At 73.8% G+C, this 23,196-nt stretch carries 18 protein-coding genes; 6 read left to right on the forward strand and 12 right to left on the reverse strand.

The window, feature by feature from the left end; all coding sequences use genetic code 11:
• The first annotated feature begins 267 nt into the window (after positions 1-267).
• Positions 268-666, forward strand: a complete 399-nt coding sequence (locus tag IRQ30_RS02195) for a VOC family protein (RefSeq protein WP_193608501.1) — start codon at positions 268-270, stop codon at positions 664-666.
• A 19-nt stretch (positions 667-685) separates the two neighbouring features.
• Here the strand turns inward: IRQ30_RS02195 and IRQ30_RS02200 are convergent, their stop codons facing one another.
• Positions 686-1,444, reverse strand: coding sequence for an AfsR/SARP family transcriptional regulator (locus IRQ30_RS02200; protein WP_193611430.1), 759 nt, complete (start codon positions 1,442-1,444; stop codon positions 686-688).
• Between the two features lie 88 nt (positions 1,445-1,532).
• Positions 1,533-2,228, reverse strand: coding sequence for a LuxR C-terminal-related transcriptional regulator (locus IRQ30_RS02205; protein WP_338089530.1), 696 nt, complete (start codon positions 2,226-2,228; stop codon positions 1,533-1,535).
• A gap of 507 nt (positions 2,229-2,735) precedes the next feature.
• On the opposite strand from IRQ30_RS02205, the gene IRQ30_RS02210 reads away from it, so the two are divergent.
• Positions 2,736-4,151: an exopolysaccharide biosynthesis polyprenyl glycosylphosphotransferase gene (locus IRQ30_RS02210; RefSeq protein WP_338089531.1), complete on the forward strand. Its 1,416-nt coding sequence runs from the start codon at positions 2,736-2,738 to the stop codon at positions 4,149-4,151.
• On the opposite strand, the gene IRQ30_RS02215 is transcribed toward IRQ30_RS02210, so the two are convergent.
• Together IRQ30_RS02215 and IRQ30_RS02220 are read right to left on the reverse strand one after the other, a co-directional pair.
• Positions 4,099-4,848: a LuxR C-terminal-related transcriptional regulator gene (locus IRQ30_RS02215; protein WP_193611431.1), complete on the reverse strand. Its 750-nt coding sequence runs from the start codon at positions 4,846-4,848 to the stop codon at positions 4,099-4,101. The genes IRQ30_RS02210 and IRQ30_RS02215 overlap by 53 nt on opposite strands.
• Positions 4,758-6,353 (reverse strand): sensor histidine kinase, encoded by a 1,596-nt coding sequence (locus IRQ30_RS02220; protein ID WP_193611432.1) that lies wholly within the window; start codon positions 6,351-6,353, stop codon positions 4,758-4,760. Before IRQ30_RS02220 ends, IRQ30_RS02215 begins: the two co-directional genes overlap by 91 nt.
• Before the next feature lie 389 nt (positions 6,354-6,742).
• On the opposite strand from IRQ30_RS02220, the gene IRQ30_RS24025 reads away from it, so the two are divergent.
• Positions 6,743-7,417 (forward strand): LuxR C-terminal-related transcriptional regulator, encoded by a 675-nt coding sequence (locus tag IRQ30_RS24025; protein WP_193611433.1) that lies wholly within the window; start codon positions 6,743-6,745, stop codon positions 7,415-7,417.
• A 13-nt stretch (positions 7,418-7,430) separates the two neighbouring features.
• Here IRQ30_RS24025 and IRQ30_RS02230 read toward each other — a convergent pair whose 3' ends face one another.
• A complete protein-coding gene (locus tag IRQ30_RS02230) occupies positions 7,431-8,471 on the reverse strand; it encodes an LCP family protein (RefSeq protein ID WP_193611434.1) in 1,041 nt (346 codons plus the stop codon).
• A gap of 236 nt (positions 8,472-8,707) precedes the next feature.
• On the opposite strand from IRQ30_RS02230, the gene IRQ30_RS02235 reads away from it, so the two are divergent.
• The 3 genes from IRQ30_RS02235 to IRQ30_RS24030 all read left to right on the forward strand — a co-directional run bounded on the left by IRQ30_RS02235 (position 8,708) and on the right by IRQ30_RS24030 (position 14,655).
• Positions 8,708-9,364: a hypothetical protein gene (locus IRQ30_RS02235; protein WP_193611435.1), complete on the forward strand. Its 657-nt coding sequence runs from the start codon at positions 8,708-8,710 to the stop codon at positions 9,362-9,364.
• A 131-nt stretch (positions 9,365-9,495) separates the two neighbouring features.
• Entirely contained in the window at positions 9,496-13,125 is a 3,630-nt protein-coding gene (locus IRQ30_RS02240) for a PKD domain-containing protein (protein ID WP_193611436.1), read from the forward strand.
• Positions 13,126-13,134: 9 nt separating this feature from the next.
• A complete protein-coding gene (locus tag IRQ30_RS24030) occupies positions 13,135-14,655 on the forward strand; it encodes a polysaccharide biosynthesis tyrosine autokinase (protein ID WP_193611437.1) in 1,521 nt (506 codons plus the stop codon).
• A gap of 20 nt (positions 14,656-14,675) precedes the next feature.
• On the opposite strand, the gene IRQ30_RS24035 is transcribed toward IRQ30_RS24030, so the two are convergent.
• The 7 genes from IRQ30_RS24035 to IRQ30_RS02280 form a co-directional block, all read right to left on the reverse strand.
• Positions 14,676-16,433 carry a right-handed parallel beta-helix repeat-containing protein gene (locus tag IRQ30_RS24035; RefSeq protein ID WP_193611438.1) on the reverse strand — a complete coding sequence of 586 codons (1,758 nt, stop codon included), beginning with the start codon at positions 16,431-16,433 and terminating at the stop codon, positions 14,676-14,678.
• A 70-nt stretch (positions 16,434-16,503) separates the two neighbouring features.
• Positions 16,504-18,024, reverse strand: coding sequence for a glucosamine inositolphosphorylceramide transferase family protein (locus tag IRQ30_RS02255; RefSeq protein ID WP_193611439.1), 1,521 nt, complete (start codon positions 18,022-18,024; stop codon positions 16,504-16,506).
• Complete coding sequence (locus IRQ30_RS02260; RefSeq protein ID WP_193611440.1) at positions 18,021-18,665, reverse strand: arsenate reductase/protein-tyrosine-phosphatase family protein; 645 nt, start codon at positions 18,663-18,665, stop codon at positions 18,021-18,023. The genes IRQ30_RS02255 and IRQ30_RS02260 overlap by 4 nt, the downstream gene beginning before the upstream one ends.
• Entirely contained in the window at positions 18,662-19,900 is a 1,239-nt protein-coding gene (locus IRQ30_RS02265; protein ID WP_193611441.1) for a hypothetical protein, read from the reverse strand. Before IRQ30_RS02265 ends, IRQ30_RS02260 begins: the two co-directional genes overlap by 4 nt.
• Entirely contained in the window at positions 19,897-21,165 is a 1,269-nt protein-coding gene (locus IRQ30_RS02270; RefSeq protein ID WP_193611442.1) for a hypothetical protein, read from the reverse strand. Before IRQ30_RS02270 ends, IRQ30_RS02265 begins: the two co-directional genes overlap by 4 nt.
• Positions 21,162-22,313, reverse strand: a complete 1,152-nt coding sequence (locus IRQ30_RS02275; RefSeq protein ID WP_193611443.1) for a DUF1972 domain-containing protein — start codon at positions 22,311-22,313, stop codon at positions 21,162-21,164. The genes IRQ30_RS02270 and IRQ30_RS02275 overlap by 4 nt, the downstream gene beginning before the upstream one ends.
• A complete protein-coding gene (locus tag IRQ30_RS02280; protein ID WP_193611444.1) occupies positions 22,313-23,104 on the reverse strand; it encodes a CDP-alcohol phosphatidyltransferase family protein in 792 nt (263 codons plus the stop codon). Before IRQ30_RS02280 ends, IRQ30_RS02275 begins: the two co-directional genes overlap by 1 nt.
• Positions 23,105-23,196: the final 92 nt, after the last annotated feature.

Consider the following 23,196-nt stretch of genomic DNA (forward strand, 5'->3'; position numbering starts at 1 on the left):
CCCCCCCCCCCCCCCGCCCGCCCCCCCCCCCCCCGCCCCCCCCCCCCGCCCCCCCCCCCCCCCCCCCCCCCCCCCAACCTCCTCCACGCCGTCGCTCCCGCCGACGGCGTCGCCACTCCCGTCACACTGCCCGCACGAAACTGGTGCTTCCGGTGCAAAGCTTCGTACCGGAAGCGTGAGTTTCACCGGGTACCCGGTGAAACTCCTCGGCGCGCCCACGCCAGAAACCCGGTTGCCGCAGGACCGGCCACGCAGCAGGGTCGGACCATGACGTCCTTCATCTCGCACACCTCGATCGACTGCACGAACGCCTACGAGCTCTCGCAGTGGTGGAAGCAGGTGCTGGGCTACGTCGACGTGGAGGACGACCCGAACCTGCCCGGTCACGAGGAGTGCATGATCCTCGACCCGGAGACGAAGCACTCCGTGCTCTTCATCGAGGTGCCGGAGGGCAAGACGGTGAAGAACCGGATCCACTTCGACCTCCGCCCACGCGAGGGCACCCGCGACGAGGAGCTCGAGCGGCTGCTCGGGATCGGCGCGACGGTGGTGGCGGACCACCGCGGGAAGTACGGGCCCGGGACCGCGTGGGTCACCCTGGCCGACCCGGAGGGCAACGAGCTCTGCATCCTGCGCTCGCAGGCCGAGGTCGACGCCCAGTCCTAGGACCCGCTCCGCCGGAGCATCACAGCGTGTCGCCTCGCAGCAGGCGCAGGTGCAGCTCCTGGGTCTGCAAGGAGGGGTCGGCGCCGAGCTCGTCCGCGAGGTGCGCCCGGAGCTCCTCGAAGACCCGCAGTGCGCTGCCGACCTCACCCAGCCCGGCGTGACCCACCATCAGCGCGCGCCGCGCCGCCTCCGACGTCGGGTCCATCGCGGCGGCGGTGTCGCCGAGGGTGACGGCACACGCGAAGTCGCCGATCGCGATCGCCGACTCGGCGGCCTCGCACAGCATCACCAGGCGCGCGTGGCGCAGGTGCTCCCGCTCGGTGCGGGCCCACGAGCTCTCGTCGTCATGGGCGTGGAAGTCGCCCCGGTACAGCCGCTCGGCGGCCAGCGCGAGACCGAGCGCGCGGGAGTGGCGACCGGCGCGGGCGAGGGAGTGCACGCGCCGCACGTCCTCCTCGAACATGACGACGTCGACCCACGCGCCCTGGAGCAGGAAGCCGTCGCCGTGGCGGACCAGGCAGTCCGAGCCGATGGCGCGCCGGATCTGGCTCCCCGCGGTGCGCAGGCTGGCCCTCGCGCGCTCCGGGGCGACGTGGGGCCACAGCTGCTCGGCGATGCTCGAGCGTCGCAGCCGACGTCCGTTGCTGAGCGCCAGGAGCCGGAGCAGGTCGCGGGTCTGACCGGTCCGCCACTCGTCATGGCCGACCACGGTGCCGTCGCGCCGGCGCACCACGAGCTCACCGAGCACTTCTATCTTGATGTCGGTCCTCGACGTCATCGAAGGGTCCCCCCAGGTGGCACGGCTCGAGCATGGAAAACCTGAGTCGTGCGTCATGGTATCGGCGCAGGTCCGCCAGCGCGGGGCGTCAGCCGCGGCGCCTCACCGGCGGGGCGTCGCGCCGGCCTCGGAGCGCCAGCCCGACGGCGGCGAGCTGCGAGGAGACCCCCAGCTTGGACAGGATCGACTTGACCTGGGTGCGGACCGTGGCCTCCGAGACGACGAAGGCCTGCGCGATCTCGCGTACCTGGCGCCCGTCCATCATCTCGGCCAGGATCTCCCGCTCGCGGGCGGTCAGGGTCGCCAACCGCTCCCTGCCGTCCTGCTCCTGGGCCCGGTACTGGTGGAAGTCCGCCACGAGGCGGTCGCGCTCGTCGCGCGGCAGCACCCGGCGCCCCTCCTGGATCAGCCGGATGGTGGACAGGATCGTGTTGAGCGGCGCCGACTTCGGGAGCACGGTCCGGGCCCCGTTGAACAGGGCCTCGCCCCAGCCGGAGCGGTCCACGCTGCCCGTCACGACGACGACCGCGATCCCCACCTGGCTCAGCGGCCGGATCAGCGGCATGCCGTGGATCGACGAGCCGAGCTGGAGGTCGAGCAGCACCACGGTCGGCCGCGACACCAGCACCTCGGTGAGCAGACGGTTCTGGCTGAGCCCCTCGGCGTCGGTGTCCACCCGGTGGACGACGTGCCCCTGCAGGGTGATGGCCAGCTCCATCGCCTCGGCGAAGAGGGCGTGGTCCTCGACGATCGTGACGCGGGTCAGGCTCCCGTGGCGTGGCACGGCTCAGGTCCTGTGGTCGCGAGGGGCGGTAGGGCGACCGGCGCGCAGAGACCCGCGTCCGCGAGGTGCGGGCCGCGTCGGCGCCGGTGCCTTCCCCCGCAGGCCTGCGTCCGGATGCTCCCGCGTGCGTGCTTCATCGTCATCGACTGGTTCATACTCATGTCCCCCTGGTCCCCAGTGCCGAGAACATGGAGACACAGCAGCACAAAATAAACGCAAAACCAGGCTCACGCGGAGCAATTGCCCCGTCTAGACCGGTGTGGGCTGCGGATCCTGCTGCCAGGGCGTCCTCGGCCGCGTGTTCTCGTTCCCGCGGCGTCGTCGGTAGGGCCATCGGCGAGCGCGGTGGAGGGTGGCGTGGCGGGCCCCTCCCCACTTCTGGGGAAAGAAGCGGCGAGGAAACCGACAGGGCCCGGCGGCGGTCAGGATTGCCCGGTCCCGAGGGGGGCCGAGCGACTGGGCTCGCGGTCCGTCCTCACGAACGAAGCCAAGGGGGAGTGGGCCACGGTGACCAACATCAGCCTTCCCGTCCCGGGAGCCCGCGAGTACGACGCTCCTCGACGCGTCCAGGCGCGGACGGAGCCGACGCCGTGGTCTCCGCCGCGCTCGCTCCTGCTCTGGGACGTGATGACGGCCCTGGCCGGCGCCGTGGTGCTGTGGACGACAAGGCCCGCGGGGCCGGGGCCCGTGCTGCTCGCCGCGCTGCCGCTGGGCTGGTGCCTGGCGCTCCAGGCGTCCCGGGCGACCGAGGCCGTGCCAGTCACCGGGATCGGCCACGCCGGTCGTCGCCTGGTCAGCGCCGGCTCCCTGCTCGCACTGACGGGCTGCGCCGCCTCCACCGTCCTGGGCAGCACCTTCACCTCGCGCGACGCGTTCCTCGTGGCGGTGACGTGCACGGGAGCCTCCCTCGCCGTCCGCAGCGTGATCTGGCTGTCCGCGGGCTGGCGTCGGGTCCACGCGCGTCCTCGCGTGCTCGTGATCGGTGACGACGAGCGGCGCCACGCCGTCGCGGCTCTCGAGCGGCGCTCCGGCCCGGCGCTCTCCGTCATCTCGGTCCGGACCGGCGCCGCCGGCGCGGACGCTGCGGAGGACACCTCCGTGGCCGTCGAGGAGGTCGCGTCGTACGCCGCGAGGATCGGCGCCTGCTCCGTGGTGGTGATGCCGGAGGCCGGCCTCGAGCCCGGAGGCCTGCGCAGGCTCCAGTGGGAGCTCGAGGAGTCTCGGGTGCCGCTCTACGTCGGCACCGGGCTCGTCGGCGTGTCGTGGTCCCGGCTGGACGCGACGGACGTGGGAGGGCTGCCGCTCGTCCGCGTGCACGCGGTCCGCAGGTCCGGCGCCCGATCGGTGCTCGTCGACGTCGCGGGACGACTCGTGGCCGCGGTGGCGCTGCTGCTCCTCCTGCCGGTGCTCGTGGTCCTGGGACTCGCGATCCGACGTGAGTCGCCCGGCCCCGCGATCTTCCGCCAGCAGCGGGTCGGGCAGGACGGGCGGCCCTTCACCATCTACAAGCTGCGCACGATGGGGCTCACGCACGACGAGACGCCCCTGTCGAACGACTCCGACGGCGTGCTCTTCAAGATGAGGCGCGACCCGCGGGTCACCCCGCTGGGCAGGTGGCTGCGCACCTACTCCCTCGACGAGCTCCCCCAGCTCCTCAACGTCCTGCTCGGTCAGATGCGACTCGTCGGCCCGCGCCCGGCCCTTCCCGACGAGGTCGCGCTCTACGACGCGGACACCCGGAGGCGGCTCGCCGTCAGGCCGGGGCTCACCGGCCTGTGGCAGGTGTCCGGGAGGTCGGACCTCTCCTGGGAGGACACCGTGCGACTCGACGTGCACTACGTCGACAACTGGTCGCCGGCCCTGGACCTGCTCATCCTGTGCCGGACGCTGAGTGCCGTCCTGGGGCATCGGGGAGCGTACTGACGCCGTCCCGGCCCACGGTGCGCCACCCCGCGTTGTGCGCCATCCCCACGGCGGCCAGCTGGGAGGAGACGCCGAGCTTGGCCAGGATCGACTTCACCTGGGTGCGGACGGTGGCCACCGACACGACGCTGAGCCGAGCGATGTCGCGGACCTGCATGCCCTCCATGAGTCCCGCCAGCACCTCGCGCTCCCGCGGCGTGAGGCTCTCGAGCCGCTGACGCTGGGCCTGCACCTCCTGCCGGTGCTCGTGCCAGCCGCGCAGGAGCTCCTCGCGCTCGTGCGCCTCGACGACGGGCAGGCCTTGGTGGATGCGCCGCACGACCGCCAGGATCTCGTTGAGCGGCTGGGTCTTCGACAGGGTCTTGCGCGCGCCGTACCGCATGCACTCGCCCCACCTGAACCGGTCGGAGGACGCCGTCACCACGACCACGTTGGCGCCGGACGCGGCGAGCGGGTGGATGAGACGCACCCCGTCGCCGAAGGAGCCCAGGTCCAGGTCGAGGAGCACCAGGCGCGGCTGCATCCGCAGGGCGCCGGCGAGCAGCTGACCGGTGCCGCTGGGGGAGGACGGGAGGGGCAGCCGTCGGGCCGCGTACCCCTCCAGGGTCAGGGCGAGCTCGAGTGACTCGGCGAAGAGCACGTGGTCCTCGAGGATGAGGACACGCGAGTTGGGTCGCGTCGCTCGGACGGTGTGCATGTGGTGGTCTCCTCTGCTGCGGACAGGCTGATGACGAAGGTGTTGCCGACGTCCTGGGTCTCGAGTCGAAGTGAGCTGCCGGTGGCGGCCATGAGCCGGTGGGCGAGGTGCAGGCCGATGCCTTGGCCCTCCGAGTGCGGGCCGCGGCTGCCCCACTCGAAGAGGTGGTGGCGGACCTCCGCCGGGATGCCGGGCCCGTCGTCGCGGACGATGACCTCGACCGTGTCGCCGTGGCGGGTGACCTCCACGACCGAGTGGGAGCCCGGGGCATGACGGGCGGCGTTGTCCAGGAGGATGTTGACGACCTCCGCCACGGCGTCCGGGTCGCCCAGCCCCCGGTGGCCCGTGGGATGCCAGTCCACCGGGCGTCCGAGCGCCTCCTGGGCGGTGACGAGCGGCCAGATGACCTCGTCGAGGTCCACGAGCGACTGCCGGGCCTCCGACGTTCCCTGCGCCCGGGGCGACGGCTCGGACAAGGCGTCGTTGCCCTTGCCGGCGAGGAGCCGGGACAGGCGGCCGGCCTCCGAGTCGAGCATCCGCTCCAGCTGGCGCCGCTTGGCCGCCGGCACCTCGTCCTGCTGGTGCAGCAGGCTCGAGGCCACGGCGATGCCGGCCAGGGAGTTCGTGATCTCGTGCAGGCGGGCGCGCACGTCGCGCTCGTCGGCCTGCATGACGGCCACCTGGTCGGTGAGGGCGAGGAGCGACAGGTGCTGCTGCTGGACGGCGTGCCGGAGCCCCGCGCCCGCCGCGTTGACCATCAGCAGGACGCCGACGATCCCGGTCACGATCGCGACCGTCTCGCCGAGGGCGCCCACGGCGTCCTGCGTGCTGACGGCCCGGTTGACGACGAGGGCGATCGTGCCGGCGCCGAGCCGCGCCGAGAACCAGGCCGGGAGCCCGTCGAGCAGGTAGGCGGCGCGCGCGATGCCGCACCCGACGACCACGAGGGCGACCTGCGCCGCCACCGCGGCGGGGTCCGTCGTGAGCAGCTCCCCTCCGAAGCGGTTGACCCCGAGGTTCACCCCGGCGACGAGAAGGCCCAGCAGCAGGCCGACGGCGAGGGGGTCGGCGGCGTGGCGCACGCGGTCGGACAGCCGCAGGCAGCCCAGGATGAGGAGGGCGGCGGGGAAGTCGATGATCAGGGTCCAGCCGGCGCGGTTGAAGAACGCATCGGGCTCCGAGGCCCTCAGGCCCGCCAGGGCGGCTCCCTGGACGGAGTACTCCGTCAGACAGAGCGCGAGCCAGCCGACGACGTTGGAGTCGGTCAGCCGGTACTGGACGTACAGGAGGATCGAGGCACCCATCACCGTGGGGTAGACCAGCAGCTGGGTGACCGTCGCGAGCCCGCCGATCGAGCGCAGCTCCGGCGTGATCAGCAACGTGCCCACGAGCGGCGCGACGACCATGACCAGCACCAGGGCGCTGGCCCGCGCCGTCCAGACCTGGCGTGGGTAGCGAGTCGGTCCGTGCGCGATCCACCGCGTTCCGGCTCCCCCAGTCGTCATACCGGGAATGTAGGAACCGCTCACACCTCGGCCAGGCGCCCCGGGGGCGTATACCCGAATTTGGGGAGCGGGTCCGACGGCCCATCAGCCGCTCCGCTAGACCGGTGGCCTGGCATGGGGGCGGCCTCGGCGTCGGGTGCGCCCGCCCGGGGGACCGAGGCGGAGGAACCGTGACGTCGTGGTCCGAGCGAGGCGGCTGATGGGCGTCGTGAGCAGCACTTTGCCGGTCGTCCGGAGTCCTGGCATCCCCAATTGTGGGGCTCAATGCCACCGGTTGGGGCTGGCGCGTGTGCCTGCCGCAGGAGGATGTACCGCCGGCCGGCGCCGGCGCCGACCAGGGACGGAAGGGCCGATGTCATGCACCAGATCACGCTGCTCGGTCGCGAGTCGTGAGCGACGGCGACGAGTCGGACGCGGTCGCGGTGACCTCCGAGCGCTCGCTGGTCTCCGACGCGGTCTCCGCCGCCCTGGCCGGGAGCGGTCTCAGGGTGGTGCGGCTGCCGTGGCCGGGGAGCCGGTGGGACCCGCAGGCGGGTTGGCCGGGTGACGCGCCCCGGCCGTCCCTGGGAGTGATGATCTGCGACCTGACGCTGCCGGTGACGCAGACGGCACGCTGGCTGGTCGGCGTCTACCCCTCGCGGTGGCTGGTGATGACCGACACGCCGAAGGGGCCGCTCTGGGGCGGGATCCTCGAGGTCGGCGTCGTGGGCGTGCTGCCCAGCACCACCAGTCTCTCGGAGCTGCTGGTCGCGATCGCGGCCTTCCGCGTCAGCGGCACCAGCCGGCTCCCGGCCGACCGCGACCAGCTGGTGGCCCAGTGGCGCCACGACGAGGCCGAGCGCGAGAGCATGGACGCACGGATGAGCTCCCTCACGCCCCGCGAGTGCGAGGTCCTCTTCCAGCTGCGCCTCGGGCGCTCGGTGCGGGAGATCGCGCAGCTCCACGGCGTCGCCCACTCGACGGTCCGCAGTCAGGTCAGGTCGGTGCTGCAGAAGCTCGGGGTCTCCCGGCAGCTGGCGGCGACGGCGCTCCTCGACAGGTGGGAGGGGCCTCGCGAGGAGTGACGGGCCCGCGCGCTCAGCGCACCGTGTCCCCGAGCGGAGCGTCCGGGTGCGCCCGGACCCACGAGGCCACCCGGTCACGCCGGACGGCGTCCCACAGCCCCTCGCCGGCCGCGTGGTCGAGGTGGACGACGCTCTGGGCGCCCTCCCGCCCGAGCCCCGCCACCGGGACCGTCATGAACGTGACGCCGGCCTCGTCGAGGTCGCGCAGCGACCAGAACAGCCTCGTCATGTCCTTGGTCGACCACTCGGCGTCGACACTGAGGTGTCGGGTGATCACGCGTAGGAGCTCGGACACGGTCCACGGGCCGGAGTCCCTCACCCGGTCGAGGGTGTCGACCATCAGGGAGCGCAGCAGGTTCTGCTGACGGCTGGCCCGGTCGAGGTCCCCTCCCGGCAGGCCGTAGCGCTGACGGACGTAGGTGAGCGCGGCGTCACCGTCGAGGCGGTGGTCGCCGGCGGTCCACGTGACGTCGCGTGCCGAGTCGTGGACGGTCTCCGGAACGGTCACGGTCACCCCGCCCAGCTCGTCGGTCAGCGCCCGGATGCCGGCCCAGTCGATGACCGCGAGGTGGTCGACGCGGACCCCGGTCAGCTCCTCGACGGTCGCCACCGCGAGGGACGGGCCACCGTAGGAGAAGGCCGCGTTGATCTTGTCCTCGCCGTGCCCGGGCACCGTGACCCACGAGTCGCGGGGGAGCGAGACGATCGATGCTCCCCGCCGGTCCGCGTCGACGTGCAGCAGCAGCATCGCGTCCGTGCGCTGGGCCCCGGGGACGAACGCTGCCGCCCGCGCGCCGTCGCCGGTGGTGGGCTCGTCGGAGCGACGGTCGGTGCCCAGCAGCAGGATGTTGACCGCGTCCGCCGCGGCCCCCTGGGTCGGCCTGGGAGGCCGGTCCTCCAGGCCGGCGAACACGTGGTCGATCCGCTCGATCGGTGCGACGACGCGCTGCGCCAGGTAGTAGGCGGTGCTCGCCGAGACGACGGCGAGGATGCCCAGCACGGTCAGGAGCACCAGCGCGGTGCGGTGCTTGCGGCGTGGTCGGGTGGCGCCCATGGCTGGCCTCCGGAAGGACGGGTGCGGTCCTGCGAGACCTTTCGTCACCCGGTCGGTGCCACCACGCCTGTCCGAGCCATATCCCCAAGAGTGGGGATATGGCGGTGCCCGCGGAGCGGGTGCCACCGCGGGGCGGTCTGCTGGCCGCACAGCACCCCAGCGACCACCCCAGCGAGAACCCCAGCGAGAACCCTAGCGAGAACCCCAGCGAGAACCCCAGCCTCGAGGAGCACCCCGTGGACACGACTCGACCCCACGCCCACCGCCTGTGGTGGACGGTGCCCGCACTGCTGGCCGTCCTGGGGGCGGTGGCGTGGGCTCTCGGACCGGGAGACGGACCGGGCGACGGGCCGGGGGCCGGAGCCGGCGACGACCCCGGCAGGTCGCCCGCGAGCGCGACCGCCCCGGCCAGGTCGCCGGGGTCGGAACCGTCGTCGGGCCCCACCGGAGTCCCGTCCCCGGGGTCCCTGCAGGAGGTGCCCGTCGACGAGATCACGCCGGAGCCGGCCATCCCGCTGACGGCGACCGCCCGGCTCGGGCAGGGACTCGCCCTGCGGGTCGTCGACGTGGAGGACGTGGAGGGCGTGGCCAGGGGGGTGGGCGAGATCGCGGGCCCGGCCCTGCGGATCACCCTGGAGCTGTCGAACAGGTCGGAGGATCCGGTGCCGGTCGACAGCGCGGTCGTCGACCTGCTCTCCGGTCCGGACCGGACACCGGCGGCGACGCTGACCGGTCCGGGCGGGCGGCCTCTCGAGGGCAGCGTGCCGGCCGGTGACACGGTCACCGGCGTCTACGTGTTCGGCGTGCCGGACGAGGACGACACCCGGGTCCGGCTCTCGGTCAGCTACCGCAGCGGGGCGCCGGTGGTCGTGTTCGCGGGGGACGTGGCATGAGCGCCCGAGCCCCCATCCCCAATGTTGATGGTGTTGTCCACGGCGCCGGCCCGCGGTGCAGCGGCCTGCCTACGGTCGTGGCCGCACCGGTGAGGGCCGGGCGGGCACGACTTCTGAGCGGGGTGGACGGGATGACGGTGACACGTCGCGGCTGGTGGGGGACGCGGACCGGGGACGCCCCGCGCAGCCGCAGGACCGACCGCCGTGCGTTGCGCCCGGCCGTGCTGGCCACCCTCGCGGGCGCGGTGGCTGCCGGCCTCGTGGCCGGGGCTCCCGGACCGGTCTGGTCGGACACCGCGCCCCAGAGCCCGGCGGACCCCGCGACCCCGCCGACGGTGTCGGCCGACGCACTGCCCACCGTGCAGATCAACGGGGTGGTGTGGTCGCAGGCCATGGTCGGCAACCGGGTCTACGCCGGCGGCAGCTTCAGCACCGCCCGACCAGCCGGGTCGCCGTCGGGCTCGGGGACGGTCGCGCGGGGCAACCTGCTCGCCTACGACATCGTGAGCGGCGCGCTGGTCACGTCCTTCGCCCCCGTCTTCAACGCCCAGGTCCGCGCCATCGCGGTCTCGCCGGACCAGACGCGCGTCTACGTGGGGGGTGACTTCACCACCGTCGACGGGGTCTCCCGCCGACGGATCGCCGCGTTCAACGCCACGACCGGCGCCCTGGTCACGACCTTCAACCCGCCCGTGAACTACCACGTGAACGCCCTGGTCGCCACCAACACCACCGTCTACGCCGGCGGCGAGTTCCAGGACGTCGGCACCCAGACCAGGCAAGGCCTGGCCGCCTTCAACGCGTCGAACGGCGCGCTGCTCAACTGGGCCCCCGCTGCGACCGGTGGCGACGTCTGGGCGATGACCCTCAACCCGGCCGGGACCAAGCTCGCGGTCGGTGGCTCCTTCACCGCGCTCAACGGATCCTCCAACCCCGGCTACGGCCTGGGCATGGTCGATGCCGCCACCGGCGCCAACCTGCCCTTCCTCGCCAACAGCGTCGTGCGCAACGGCACCGCGGACGGTGCGATCACCACGCTCACCTCGGACGGCGACCACGTCTACGGCGGTGGGTACACCTACGGCCGCACCGGCGGCACCTGGGAGGGCACGTTCTCGGCGTCCTGGAACGACGGCGCCGTCCGCTGGCTCAACGACTGCCACGGCGACACCTACTCGTTGCACGCCCAGGGCGCCGTCGTCTACGCCGCCAGCCACACCCACTACTGCGAGAACATCGGCAGCATCCGTCAGGGCGACGGCGGGGTGGGGGACTACCCCTACTTCCGCGGCCTGGCGTTCGGCAAGGCCCCGACCGGCACCGTCACCTGGGAGCCGGACCAGGGCCGCTACTACAGCTTCGCCGGACAGCCCCGCTCCTCGGTGCTGACCTGGTACCCGAGCCTGAACGCCGGCACCTACACCGGGCAGGTCCAGGGACCCTGGAGCGTGACGGGCAACGCCGACTACGTGTCGATGGGCGGGGAGTTCACCCGCGTCAACGGACAGAACCAGCAGGGGCTGGTGCGCTTCGCCAAGTCCGACATCGCCCCCAACGACCAGGGCCCCAGCCTGTTCAACGCCACCTACCCGCTCAACGTCAGCTCGACCGAGGCGGGCAAGGTGCGGATCAGCTGGACCACCAACGAGGACATCGACAACGACTACCTCACCTACCGGCTGTACCGGGACGTCCAGAGCGGCGCCGGCCTGATCCACACCCGCCAGGTCCGGGCGAGCTTCTGGAACCACTACGGCATGGGGTTCAGCGACACCGGGGTCGCCCCCGGCAGCAGCCACCGCTACCGGGTGGCGGTCACGGACGCGTTCGGCAACATCGCCAACTCGCCGTGGACCGACGTCGTGGTCGCGGGAGCAGGCTCGGACAGCCCGTACGTCGAGGCGGTGCAGGCCAGCGAGCCCACCCACTGGTGGCGGCTGAACGAGCCCAGCGGAACGGCGGCCGCGGACTCGGCCGGCTTCCGGCCGGTGACGACGACCGCGACCGGCGTGACCCGCGCCGTGCCGGGTGCGATCACCAACGACCCCTCCAACGTGGCGTCGCGCTTCAACGGAGCCACCTCGACGCGGGCCCACACGACCACCATCGACAACCCGCCGGACGTGTTCACGCTCGAGGCGTGGTTCCGCACGACGTCCTCGACCGGCGGCAAGATCCTGGGCCGCGGCAACCGCAACGACCGCAACTCCTCCAAGGCGGACCGGCACCTCTACCTCAACAACGCCGGCCAGGTGGTCTTCGGCGTGAAGCCGGACCAGAGTCGCCAGGTGGTGACGAGCCCCGGCGCCTACCGCGACGGCTCGTGGCACCACGCCGCGGCCAGCCTGTCGCCGGACGGCATGAAGCTCTACGTGGACGGCGCGCTCGTCGGCCAGCGCGGTGACGTGACGACGGCCGAGCACCTGGCACGCGGCTACTGGCGCCTGGGCGGCGACACCCTCGCCAACTGGCCCACGGCCCCCTCGAGCGCCTTCCTCGACGGTGACCTCGACGAGGTGGCCGTCTACAAGCGGGCCTTGAGCGCCGCGGAGGTGGCGGCACACCACGCCGCCGGCACCGGGGCCCCGACGCCGAACGTCGCGCCGCAGTCGAGCTTCACCTGGGACGCCGAGGGACTGACCGTCGACGTCACGTCGACGGCCACCGACCAGGACGGCACCATCGTCGGCCACTCGTGGGACTTCGCCGGTCAGGCGTCGGCGACGACGGCGACGGCCTCGCACACCTTCGCGGCGGCCGGCACCTACCCGGTGACGCTGACCGTCACCGACGACGACGGTGCGACGCACTCACGGACCACCCAGGTGACGGTGACCGCGCCGCCGCCCAACGATCCGCCGGACGCGGACTTCACCGCGACGACGAACGGGCTGACGGCCGGGCTCGCCGCCACCGCCAGTGACTCCGACGGATCGGTGGTGTCCTACGCCTGGGACTTCGGCGACGGGACGACCGCTCCCGCCTCGTCCTCGCCCTCGACCTCGCACCCCTACGCCGCCGCCGGCACCTACCAGGTGACGCTGACGGTCACCGACGACGACGGAGCCGAGACCGAGGGCACCCGCCAGGTGCAGGTCCAGGAGCCGCCGCCGGGTCCCCAGCCCGTCGCCCTCGACGCGTTCGCCCGCCAGGTGACCGACGGGTGGGGCAGCGCCGACCTGGGAGGCCCCTGGACCCGCGCAGGGGCAGTCACCAACTTCTCGGTCGCCGACGGGCGTGGACGGATCCGGATGTCGAGCCCGGGCACCGGGCCCGGGATGGCGCTCCAGGGCGCGGTGTCGTCCGACTCCGACGTCCGGGTCCGGGTCGGGGCCGACAAGGCCGCGACCGGTGGTGGTGTCTACCTGACCGTCCAGCCACGGCTGCTCGCCAACGGCAACCGGTACTACGCGGACGTCCGCATGGTGGCGGGCGGATCCGTCGCCCTGACCCTCGGCCGCACCGTGTCCGGGGCCGACACCACGCTGCTGACCCGGACCGTCCCGGGGCTCACGGTCGCACCGGGTCAGCTGGTGCAGGTGCGTGCCCAGGCGTTCGGCACCTCACCGACGACCCTCCGGGTCAAGGTGTGGGCGAGCGGCGCGGACGAGCCGGCCGCGTGGACCTCGTCCATCACCGACAGCACCGCGGGGCTGCAGGCCGCCGGCGGAGTCGGCCTGCGCACCTATCTCTCCGGCTCGGCCACGAACGCGCCGGTGCTGGGCCTCTTCGACGACCTCAGCGTCTCGCCGACGCAGTAGGAGGAGCACGTGACCTTCGCCGAGTACTTCCTGATCCTGCAGCGACGCTGGCGGGTGTGGGTCGCGGGCCTGGTCCTTGGGCTGCTGGGCGCGGCCGGGGCCGTCGCCACCGCGGAGACCCTCTACACCGCCACGGCGACGTCGTTCGTCACCGTGGCCGAGCAGGTCGACACCAGCGGACAGGGCGAGATCTTCCAGGGCTCCCAGTTCGCCGTGCAGCGCGTGAAGTCCTACGCCCCGCTGGTGAAGAGTCCCGACGTGCTGACACCGGTGATCGAGGAGCTGGACCTCGAGGTGACCGAGCGACAGCTCGCCAAGCAGGTCTCGGTCACCAGCGCGCCGGAGACGGTCCTGCTCGACGTGGCGGTCGAGGACGCCGACCCGGCGCGGGCGGCGCGCACGGCGGACGCGGTCTCCGTGCAGCTGGGACTGGTGATCGAGGACCTCGAGACCGCGCGCACCGGCGGCCCCTCGAACGTCCGGGTGTCGCTCGCGCGGCCCGCCGACGTGCCGGTCAGGCCGTCGTCGCCACGGGTGCTGCTCGACCTGCTCCTCGGCGGGGTGGCCGGGCTCGCGCTAGGCCTGGTGGGTGCGGTCCTGCGCCAGCACCTCGACACCCGGGTCAAGACCCAGGACGGGGTGCGCGCCCTGACCGAGATGTCCCCCCTGGGGGCGACGCTCAACGAGCGCGCAGCGGCGAAGCGACCGCTCGTGGCGCTGGACTGGAGGTCGGCGTCGGCGGAGAGGTTCCGCACGGTGCGGACGGCGCTCAAGTTCGCCACCGTCGACCGGGAGCTGCGGCACTTCGTCGTCACCTCGGCGGCGGCCGGCGAGGGGAAGACCTCGGTCGCCTGCAACCTGGCGATCAGCTGGGCGCAGAGCGGTGCGTCGGTGTGCCTGGTGGAGGCCGACCTTAGGAGGCCGGGAGTGTCACGCTTCCTCGGGATCGACGGCAGTCTCGGGCTCTCCGACGTCGTCGTGGGGGAGAGCCGGTTGGAGGACGTGCTGGTGCCGTGGAACCAGGGGCTGGTGACGGTCCTGCCGGCAGGGTCGCTGCCCCCGGACCCGGCGGCCCTGCTCGGGTCGTCCGCCATGGCCTCGTTGGTCGACACGCTCCGCGACCGCTTCGACGTGGTCATCTACGACTCGCCGCCCCTGCTCGCGGTGACCGACGGCGTGGTGCTCGGCGACCAGACGGACGGGGTGGTGCTGGTCATCCGCGCGTTCTCGACGCGGCCCGAGGAGGTGAGGTCCAGCATGGAGCGGCTGCGCAGCGCCCGTGTCGACCTCCTCGGCACGGTGCTGACGCGCGAGCGGACGCGGCGTGGAACCCAGCACGAGTACGGCGCGGAGCTCACGCGTGACCGCGTGGAGCTCGCGCCGCCGCAGCGGGAGCCGGCCGCCGACCACGGCCGGGCGACGGTCCCCCCGGTGGCGGCCCGTCAGGTGCCGGTCGAGGCCGCACCGCGGACGAACGGGGTCCGGCTCACCCGGGTCGGCCTCGACAGCGGTGGCGGGTGCGATCGCTGAGGCCCGCTCCGGCGTGGGGCTCAGCCGAGCCAGGCGCCGAGGTGTCGCACCCCGGCACGGCGCGCGAGGAGCCGAGCGACGGACCGGGGGAGTCCGACGGCCACGCTGCCGGTCCGGACGACGACCCGCCGCGTCGCGCGCAGCGAGGGCCTCACCGCGGCCGGGCCCACGAGGTCCAGGTGACGCCGCTCCTGGCTCGTCGCCGCGCGGAAGGCGCCCACGGAGGTGAACACCGCGGGGTCGCGGGACCCGCGCGACCACACCACGGCCCAGGACGGCGACCCCCTGTCGGGCCGGCGGTAGACGTTGCCCGAGGCGCGCACCCGCAGCTGTCGCGCGGTGAACCTCCCGGAGTAGTCCTCCACGCACAGCAGGCAGTTGGCCGACCTGGACGTGGACACGATGTTGTTGTGGATCTCGATCGGCCCGTTGACCCAGGGCATGGTCGGGTCGGGTCGCGGCCGACGCGGGTCCCGGCCGGGCGTCCCCTCGTCGGACGGGTCCCGGTCGTCCTGGACGATGTTGAGGGGCCGACCGTTGCCGACGATGGTGTTGTTCCAGACGGACACGTCGCTCGTGTTGTTGATCTTGACGCCGTGGTCGGCGTTGCCGGCGACGACGTTGTCGGCGACGACCGCGCGCGCGGAGATCTCGAGGGACAGCCCGTGGTGCAGGTTGCGGCGCATCGAGGACCCGGTGACGACGATGCCGAAGGACGACTCGTCGAGCCAGAGGCCGGTGCCGGCGTTGCCGCTGAAGTCGCTGCGCCGGATGACGACGCCTCGCGTGCGGTCGATCTTGAGGCCGCCGGCCACGGGCGAGTAGTTGAACCGCTCGGTGTTGTTGCGGCGGGCCCGGAGTGCGACGACCCGCAGCCCGTCGGCGTACGTCGCCCCGGCGCCCAGCATGCCGTTGCGGGCCAGCTCGAGATGGCTCAGCGTGGCCGCGCGTGCGGAGACGTGGAGGCCGGTCGTCGCGTTGTCCAGGATCCGCATGCGCCGCAGGGACACCCGCGGTGCCTCGACCGTGACCGCGCCCATGTGCGGCACGGACGGCGCGAAGCGCCTGACCCCGATGCCGGTCACCGAGGAGCCGGCGCCCCGGACCGAGATCGCCTTCGCGATGTCACTGGCGCGCACGGACCTGCCGCGCGGGTCGGTGCCGAGGTAGAGGCGGTCGCCTGCGTCGTCGACGAAGAAGGTGCCGGGGCGCACCCGCGCCCGGGAGGCGACCTGCCGCAGCCGGGTCCCGCCCACCCACACCTGGTCGGGATGCGCCGCCATGGGATGGGCCCGGTTGAGGAACGACCAGGCCTCCTCGTCGTTGTCAGGCGCCCCCCAGGAGTAGGTCGGGCTGCTGTCGAACTCCACCCTCCACCCGGAGTGGACGAAGTGCGCGCCCTCCTTGGCCCAGCCCGTGACCGCACGCGAGCCGTCCAGCCAGACGCGGCTGCCGGGCGCGCTGCGCAGGCTGATCCGCTTGCCCGCGGGGAGGACGACGCCCTCGTGGTAGGTGCCGCCGTGGACGACGACCCGGTCACCGGACCGGGCGCGCCCGACGGCGGCCGAGATGGTCCGCAGCGGCGCCGCGGACGACCCGCTCGCGGAGTCGCGGCCGTGGCGCGCGACGTGGAGCGTGGCCGGGGCGCGCGCGGCGGGCGCCGCGCCGACGGCTCCCGCCCAGGGGACCGCAGGGGCGGCCACACCGCTCGGGACGAGGGCGACCAGGAGGGCGAGGAGGAGCGCGCGAGCAGGCGCGCGAAGACCGAGAATCGACACGAGGTGACTTTCTGGAGCCCCGTCGGGGGCCGTGGCTCCATCCTCACGGTCCCACCGGACCCGCCGATCGTCAAAGGGGGACCGACGTCGCGAGGGTGCGCACGCGGCCGGGCAGCGGGATCCGGAGCGACCGCGAGGACCCGTCGATGACCTCCAGCCGGCCGGCGCGGTTGAGCGTGTGCAGCCGGGTCCCGGCCCACCCAGGGCCCGCCGTGACCCGGCCGACGACGCGTTGCTCGTAGGCCGTGGGATCCAGCCTGACGACCTCGGCGAGGGTGAGCGCGGAGCCGTAGCCGCCCGTTCCGTCCTGGGCCGGTCGCACCAGTCGACCCTCACGCTCCACGACCCGCCCGGCGGGCCGGGCGCTGGCGATGTCGAGCACCACCGGGTTGCCCCGGTGGGCGGTCCAGGGCCCGCGCAGGTCGTCGGCGTGCCAGAGGTGCAGCGCGTCCGAGCACGACCCGCCGCGGCGGACCGTCGCCGAGAGCCACCAGCGGCCCTGGTGCCGGAACGGCGTCACGTCGTTGGCGTCCAGGTCGCGCAGGAGCACGGAGTGGCGGACCCAGTGGTGGGGGAAGTCGGCCGCCCGGTAGAGCTCGACGGTGCCGGCCGCCGACGTCTCGGGGATCATCCAGACCTCCCCGTCGTGCTCCAGCACGAACGGGTAGGAGAGGTGGACGTCGTGCTCGAGCACGCACACCGGGGTGCCCACAGGCCCGTGCTCGTCGAACTCGACGACCGAGACGACGCCGCGACCGACACGGTGGTCGAAGTCCTCGACGAACAGGTGGGTGCGCCCGGCGACCTGGATCGGGAACGGGTCCGCGTAGAAGTGGTGACCGTCGTCGGGCAGGTCCTGCCACCCCTCCGCGGGGTGCCGCAGCGAGTCGATCAGTCCGGGCCCGTCCACGAACCGCCAGCCGACCCGCCAGTGGGGGGTGCGGAGCACGGCGCGGGCGGCCCTGCGCAGAGGGGCGCTCGCCAGCGCTCGCAGCGCCTGCTCGGCGGGCGAGCGGGGGGACGACCGGCCGCCCGCCTCGGTCCCGCCCTCGGGCAGGCGGAGTGAGTGGCCGGTGACGGCGGCGACGACGAGGCGCACGCACCCGGCGAGCACGTCGTCGAGGGCGGCCGCGGTGACGCCGGGCCTCTCGCTGCCAGGGCGTCCGCTGGCGACGACGGCGCCGGAGGGATCGACGAGCTCGACCAGGGGGAACCGACCCGCGAGCAGGGCGGCGGCGGCGGCCTCCTCTCCCGCGAGACCGTCGAACCTCAGCGACCACTGACGCGTGCTCGTCACGCGCGCCCCGCCGAGGTCGAGGCGCAGCACCCGTCCGGAGTCGGGCGGTCGGGTGCCGAGGTGCGCCAGGCGGTGTCGCGCCACCCGGGACGACGCGGCGCGGGGAAGCCGGTGGATCCGGCTCTCGATCGCGAGCAGACGCTCGAGGTCGCGCGCCGGTGCGGGCGGACCGTCGACCCAGGCGACCCCGACGGCGAGGTCGTCGTACCGGCCGAGCGCCTGCGCCAGGTCGAGGTGCCAGCGTCGTACGCCGGAGGGCGGCAGCCTCAGCTCGACGTACGTGGTCGCGCTCATGGCAGCGACGCCATGACGCCCCGGGCGAGCGACGTCGCGATGCGCTCGGCGGCCGGGACGACCAGACGGCAGACCACCCCGTGCGGCGCCCGCGGCTCGTCGTGCGCGTCCGGCACGTCGTGCGTGTGGACGTCCAGCCGTCGCCAAGGGAGCGCCCGGCTCGTGACGCGCTCGACTCCCGGCAGGTCGATGAAGCCGCGCGTGTGGTTCATCTGCGCGACCAGGCTCCTCAGCTGGTCGTCGACGGTGTGGCCCTGGACCCGCGCCGAGGCGGGGTCGGCCAGCTCGGCGGCCTCGCGGAGGGTGAACGTGCGACCGGTCGATCCGGGCCGCGCGCGCTTGAGGACCTCCGAGCGCAGGCCGCGATCCGCGGTCACGACCAGGTCGGCGCGGTCGACCAGCTCGTCGGTCAGCGGGGTGGAGCGGTGCCGGCCGAGCGCGAGCCAGGGGAGGCCCCGTGCCCTGGTCAGCCGCTCGACGTCCGGGCACACGCCCGCGTCGGTGGTCGCGACGGCACCCGCGCTGAGCACCACGACGTCCGCTCCCAGCCCGTGCGCGGCCAGGGAGTGCTCGAGCCCCACCGCCATCAGGGGGGAGCGACAGACGTTGGCGGCGCACACCGCGAGGACCGTGAACGTCATGGCTGCTCCTCCAGGAACGGCGGTCGCAGCGCCAGGGCGACGACCAGGAAGGTGATGCCCGAGGGGGTGGCGTCGAGCACGCCGCTCTCCAGGAAGCTGCGCGAGACCAGCAGGAGCAGCAGCGCGGCCGAGAGCGAGCGCATCGGCGGTCGGGAGGCCACCACCCGGGCGAACGTGACCAGGACCAGCAGGGCCAGCACCGCCGTCCCGACGACACCGGCCTGCACGTAGGCCGAGACCCAGGTGCTGTCGAGGATCTGCTCGGTCCGGTACATCGCGGACACGGGGATCTCCTTCACCGACAGGCCCACCCCGAGCAGCTTCTCCGGCGGGGTGTCGGCGTAGTGGAGGGCGGCGTGCCAGGCGACGGTCCGCGAGTTCAGCGTCAGGACGCCGGCGGAGTCGCCCCGGGTGGCGAAGGCGCTGACGACGGGTGTGAGGAACACCAGGTACAGCCCCGCGGGGACGGCCAGCAGCCCGCCGCACATCAGGCCGACGGGGACGCGCGGGGCCATCAGGACGAGCACCACCACGGACAGCAGGAGGGCGATCACACCGGTGCGCGCGCCCGTCAGCCAGATCACGCCCAGGCACGGCAGGATCGCGGCCACGTCCTGCCAGGTCGCCCAGTGGTGGACGCAGCGCCACACGAGGCACAGCAGCGGCACGCTCACCAGCAACGAGATCTCGTTGGCGTTCAGCGGGGGCAGCCCTCCGTACAGCCGGCCGGAGGCCAGCGAGCCGACGCCGGTGACCGAGGCGAAGCCGGCGAGCAGGAGCATCGCGGCGGTGAGGGTGGACAGGAGCTCAGCGACGGGGAAGGCGTGGACCAGGAAGACCGCCGTGGTCGCGATGAGCACGACGCGAGCCGCCAGGACCACCGTGGGCAGGGCGGAGTCGTGCAGGGCGGCGCCGATCGTCGTGACCCCGAGGTAGACCGCCAGGAGGGGGAGCGGCCCGACCGGGAACCGCCGCCAGGGGACGCCCCTCGCAGGGGCGGTGGCAGCCAGTGCCAGGGCGGTGACGCCGAGCGCGGCCTTGGCCAGCACCACGACGTCGACGCCGCCGGAGAAGTAGCTGCCCTTGCGCCACGCCACCGCGGAGACCAGGAGCAGCAGGCACGTCAGCAGCGGCCGCAGGGCGGGGCGGCTCAGCGGGGAGACGACCGGCGGCGGGGGGCGCCGGGCCGTCGCCGCTCCGACGTCCGTCGTGGCCGCGGCTGCGGTGGGGCTCACGGGTGCACCGCCCGCTCGCGCGCCGGCAGCGGAAGCTCGGAGCACCGCGGCACGAGCAACCGCTGCCGGCACGCGGCGCCGGCGGCCACGGAACCGGCCGCCAGCAGCCACGGGGCAGCCCACACCGGGAGTCCCAGCCAGAGCAGGGCGACGGCGGTCGCGGCCAGCCCGCCCAGGGAGTCCGCCACGCGGAGGCCGAGGACCTTGGCCTGGTCGCCGCGCACGGCTGCCAGGGTGCCGTAGGGCAGCACGGCGGCGCACGACGCGGCGTAGACGGCCCACCCGAGCACCGCGAGCGGCGCCAGCTCGAAGCGGCCGCCGGTGAGCAGCGGTCCGAGCAGCCCGGTGCCGGCGGTGGCCACGACCGCGACCACGGCGCAGGCGGCGAGCAGCGCGGCGGCGCCGCGGTCGGCGCGGTGCAGCAGGGCCGACATCGGCTCGTCCCGGCCGGCGGCGTACGACGCGAACAGGTAGGCGCCGACGCCCTGCACGACCATCATTGCCGGGGCGGCCAGGAGACGCGCCGCCTCCAGCTCTCCCACGGCGGCCTGACCGGCGGCGACCAGCACCAGCCAGCGCACCAGGTTGAGGGCCGTCGGCCGGACGAGCTGCTGCACGGCCCGCCACGAACCGAACGCCAGCACGGCTCGGAGCCCGCCCGGTGCGCGCACCGGCAGGGAGCGCTCGGCTCGCGGCAGCGACCGCAGGAGCGCCACGCACGCGACGACCTGGCCCACGAGGAGCGCCGCCAGGAAGCTGTCGACCGTCAGCCGGCCGCGGGAGAGCACGACGAGCAGGCACAGGGCGGCCAGGAGGGCGCCGGCGTCGACGACGACGAGTCCCCAGAAGCGCCGGCACGCCATCATGGTGCGGCGCAGCAGGTCCGCGACCATGAAGGCGGCCGTGGCGGCGGCGAACAGGGCCGCCGTCCGCGGGGACAGGTCGCCGGGGCCCCACGACAGGACGAAGGCCGCCCCGGCGGCGCCCGCCACGGCCGCGAGCGCGAGCCGGGCGAGGGCGGTCCGGATGGCAGGGTCCCGGCGGTCGAGCACCGTCAGCGAGTCGCCGACGAGCCCGCTCGAGACGGAGGTCGCGATGACCACCGACCCCAGCAGCAGGGCGAGCTGTCCGAGTCCGTCGGCGCCCAGGGCGCGTGCCGCGAGGAGCTGCAGCAGGAAGCTGCCGAGTGCGAGCGTGGCCTGTGACGCGACCGCACCGGCGGCCGCGGGCAGCCGGGCCGACGGGGACGCGGTGAGACCCCTCACCCCACGTCCGCCCGGACGAGACGCCGGCCACTGACCCGGCGGCGGGTGGACTCCCCGGACTCCAGCTGCTTGCAGAGCTGCTCGTAGCTGGCGGCGACCTCCAGCCAGTCGTAGCGCTGGGCGGCGCGAGCCCGGTTGCGGACCCCCCGCTCGCCGGCCGGCCCGGGCTGCCGCTCGGCGGAGAGGAGGAGGTCGGGCAGGTCGTCGGGGCCGGCGAAGTAGGCGCCGTCCCCACCGAGCACCTCCCGGTTGAACGACACGTCGTAGGCGATGACGTCGGCGGCGGCTCCCATCGCCCGGAGCAGCGAGGGGTTCGTCCCGCCCACGCTGTGGCCATGGAGGTAGGTCAGGCAGTGCGCGTAGAGCTGGTCGAGCTGCTCCTGGTCCCACAGCCCGCCGACCAGCCGGATCCGGGGGTCGCCGTCGGCGGCCCGGCGGACCCGGGCGGTGTACTCGTCGGCGTAGGGGGCGGAGCCCACGACGAGGAGCGGCAGCTCGGCACCGGAGCGGTGGTAGCCCTCGACGATCTCCGCGACGTGGTTCTCGGGCTCGAACCGGGCCACGACCAGGTGGAAGCCACCGGGGCTGAGCCCCAGGTCCGCGAGCCGGTCGCGGGCGGGGCGGACCTGGATCGGCGCCCCGTAGGAGATCAGCTCGGTCCCCGCCCCGAACTCGTCGGCGTAGTAGTCGGCGATGCCCTGGGCGTCGGCGATGAGGGCGTCGGCCCAGCGCACGGCGTACGACTCCGCCCACCGGTAGTAGTGCCGCCCCGCCCTGCCCCACTTCGCGCGCTTCCACTCCAGGCCGTCGACGTGCACGGCGACCGGTGTCCCGCTCAGGCGCAGGAACGGCAGGAGGGGCGCGTTGGCGGAGTTGAAGACGAGGGCGACGTCGTGGCGCCGGTGCGTCATCAGGTGCGCCACCGACAGCGCCGTGTGGCTCAGCGTCTCCACGGCCTTCCCCTTCAGGCTGGGGAGGTGGACGAGCTGCACGCCGCGGTAGGAGGGCGGGGTGTCACCACCGCCGCGGCAGTAGACCGTGACCTCGTGGCCCTGGAGGACCAGGCGCCGCCCGATCTCCTCCACGGCCGTCTCGAAGCCGCCGTAGCAGGCGGGGATCCCACGGGTGCCGAGCATGGCGATGCGCATCAGGTCTCCAGGAGGTCGAGGCTGCGGAGCTCGCGCCACCACTTGGCGGACGCGAGCACCAGGAGGGCGGCGTTGACGACCAGGAGCGACGCGTAGCCGAGGAGGAAGAGCCGCGGCCAGGCCAGGAGCAGGAAGGCCCAGCAGAAGGTCCCGTAGTCGTGGGGCAGCATCAGCCACTTGCGGAGCGGGTGCTCCGGCCCGGCCGAGGAGTCGAGGCCGGCCGCGACCGCGCCGCGGCGGCGCAGGAACGGCACCAGGATCATGCCGAAGTACGTCGTCATGTCGACGACGAGGAACACCAGGGGCACGACCAGCGCCACATCGCTGTCGACCACCGGGAAGCGGAACAGCGACACCAGGACCGCCAGGTGGAGCACGCAGGTCTTCACGCAGTCGAGGGTGTGGTCGAGGAACTCGCCGGCCAGCGACCCGCCGCCGCGCAGGCGGGCGAGCTGGCCGTCGACGGAGTCCATCACGTAGCCGAGGGCGAGGAGCACGGCCACGCCCAGGCCCAGACCGGCCGACGGCTCGTCGACGACGAGCAGCGCCAGTCCGGTGCCGGTCAGACCGGCTCCGACGAGCGTGGCGGTGTTGGGCGAGAGTCCGACGACGTGCCCGGCGGCCGCCACCCGACGGGCCAGGGGCCGGTTGACGAGCCGCGAGTACGCCGGGGTGCCGCGCGCGGCCTTCTGGGCGCTCCCGAGCGCCTGGACGTTGGCGCGGTACCAGGCGCGCAGGGTCGGGGGCTCCGGCGTCGGCGGCGTGTGGCTCAACGTGCTCGACACGGCCATCGGCCCCCCTCCTGCGGCTAGTCGGACTCCGGACCGGCTCCCCATCCGCCCCGTGCGGGGCCGACGCCTGTCCTGGTGGGCGAAGGTAGGAA

This window comes from Nocardioides lijunqiniae, from assembly GCF_015024225.1.
Lineage (GTDB): Bacteria > Actinomycetota > Actinomycetes > Propionibacteriales > Nocardioidaceae > Nocardioides > Nocardioides lijunqiniae.

Coding starts and splice junctions, on each gene's coding strand:
- IRQ30_RS02195 (WP_193608501.1), top strand. CDS start 268: ATGACGTCCTTCATCTCGCACACCTCGATCGACTGCACGAACGCCTAC.
- IRQ30_RS02200 (WP_193611430.1), bottom strand. CDS start 1,444: ATGACGTCGAGGACCGACATCAAGATAGAAGTGCTCGGTGAGCTCGTG.
- IRQ30_RS02215 (WP_193611431.1), bottom strand. CDS start 4,848: ATGCACACCGTCCGAGCGACGCGACCCAACTCGCGTGTCCTCATCCTC.
- IRQ30_RS02220 (WP_193611432.1), bottom strand. CDS start 6,353: ATGACGACTGGGGGAGCCGGAACGCGGTGGATCGCGCACGGACCGACT.
- IRQ30_RS02230 (WP_193611434.1), bottom strand. CDS start 8,471: ATGGGCGCCACCCGACCACGCCGCAAGCACCGCACCGCGCTGGTGCTC.
- IRQ30_RS02240 (WP_193611436.1), top strand. CDS start 9,496: ATGACGGTGACACGTCGCGGCTGGTGGGGGACGCGGACCGGGGACGCC.
- IRQ30_RS02255 (WP_193611439.1), bottom strand. CDS start 18,024: ATGAGCGCGACCACGTACGTCGAGCTGAGGCTGCCGCCCTCCGGCGTA.
- IRQ30_RS02260 (WP_193611440.1), bottom strand. CDS start 18,665: ATGACGTTCACGGTCCTCGCGGTGTGCGCCGCCAACGTCTGTCGCTCC.
- IRQ30_RS02275 (WP_193611443.1), bottom strand. CDS start 22,313: ATGCGCATCGCCATGCTCGGCACCCGTGGGATCCCCGCCTGCTACGGC.
- IRQ30_RS02280 (WP_193611444.1), bottom strand. CDS start 23,104: ATGGCCGTGTCGAGCACGTTGAGCCACACGCCGCCGACGCCGGAGCCC.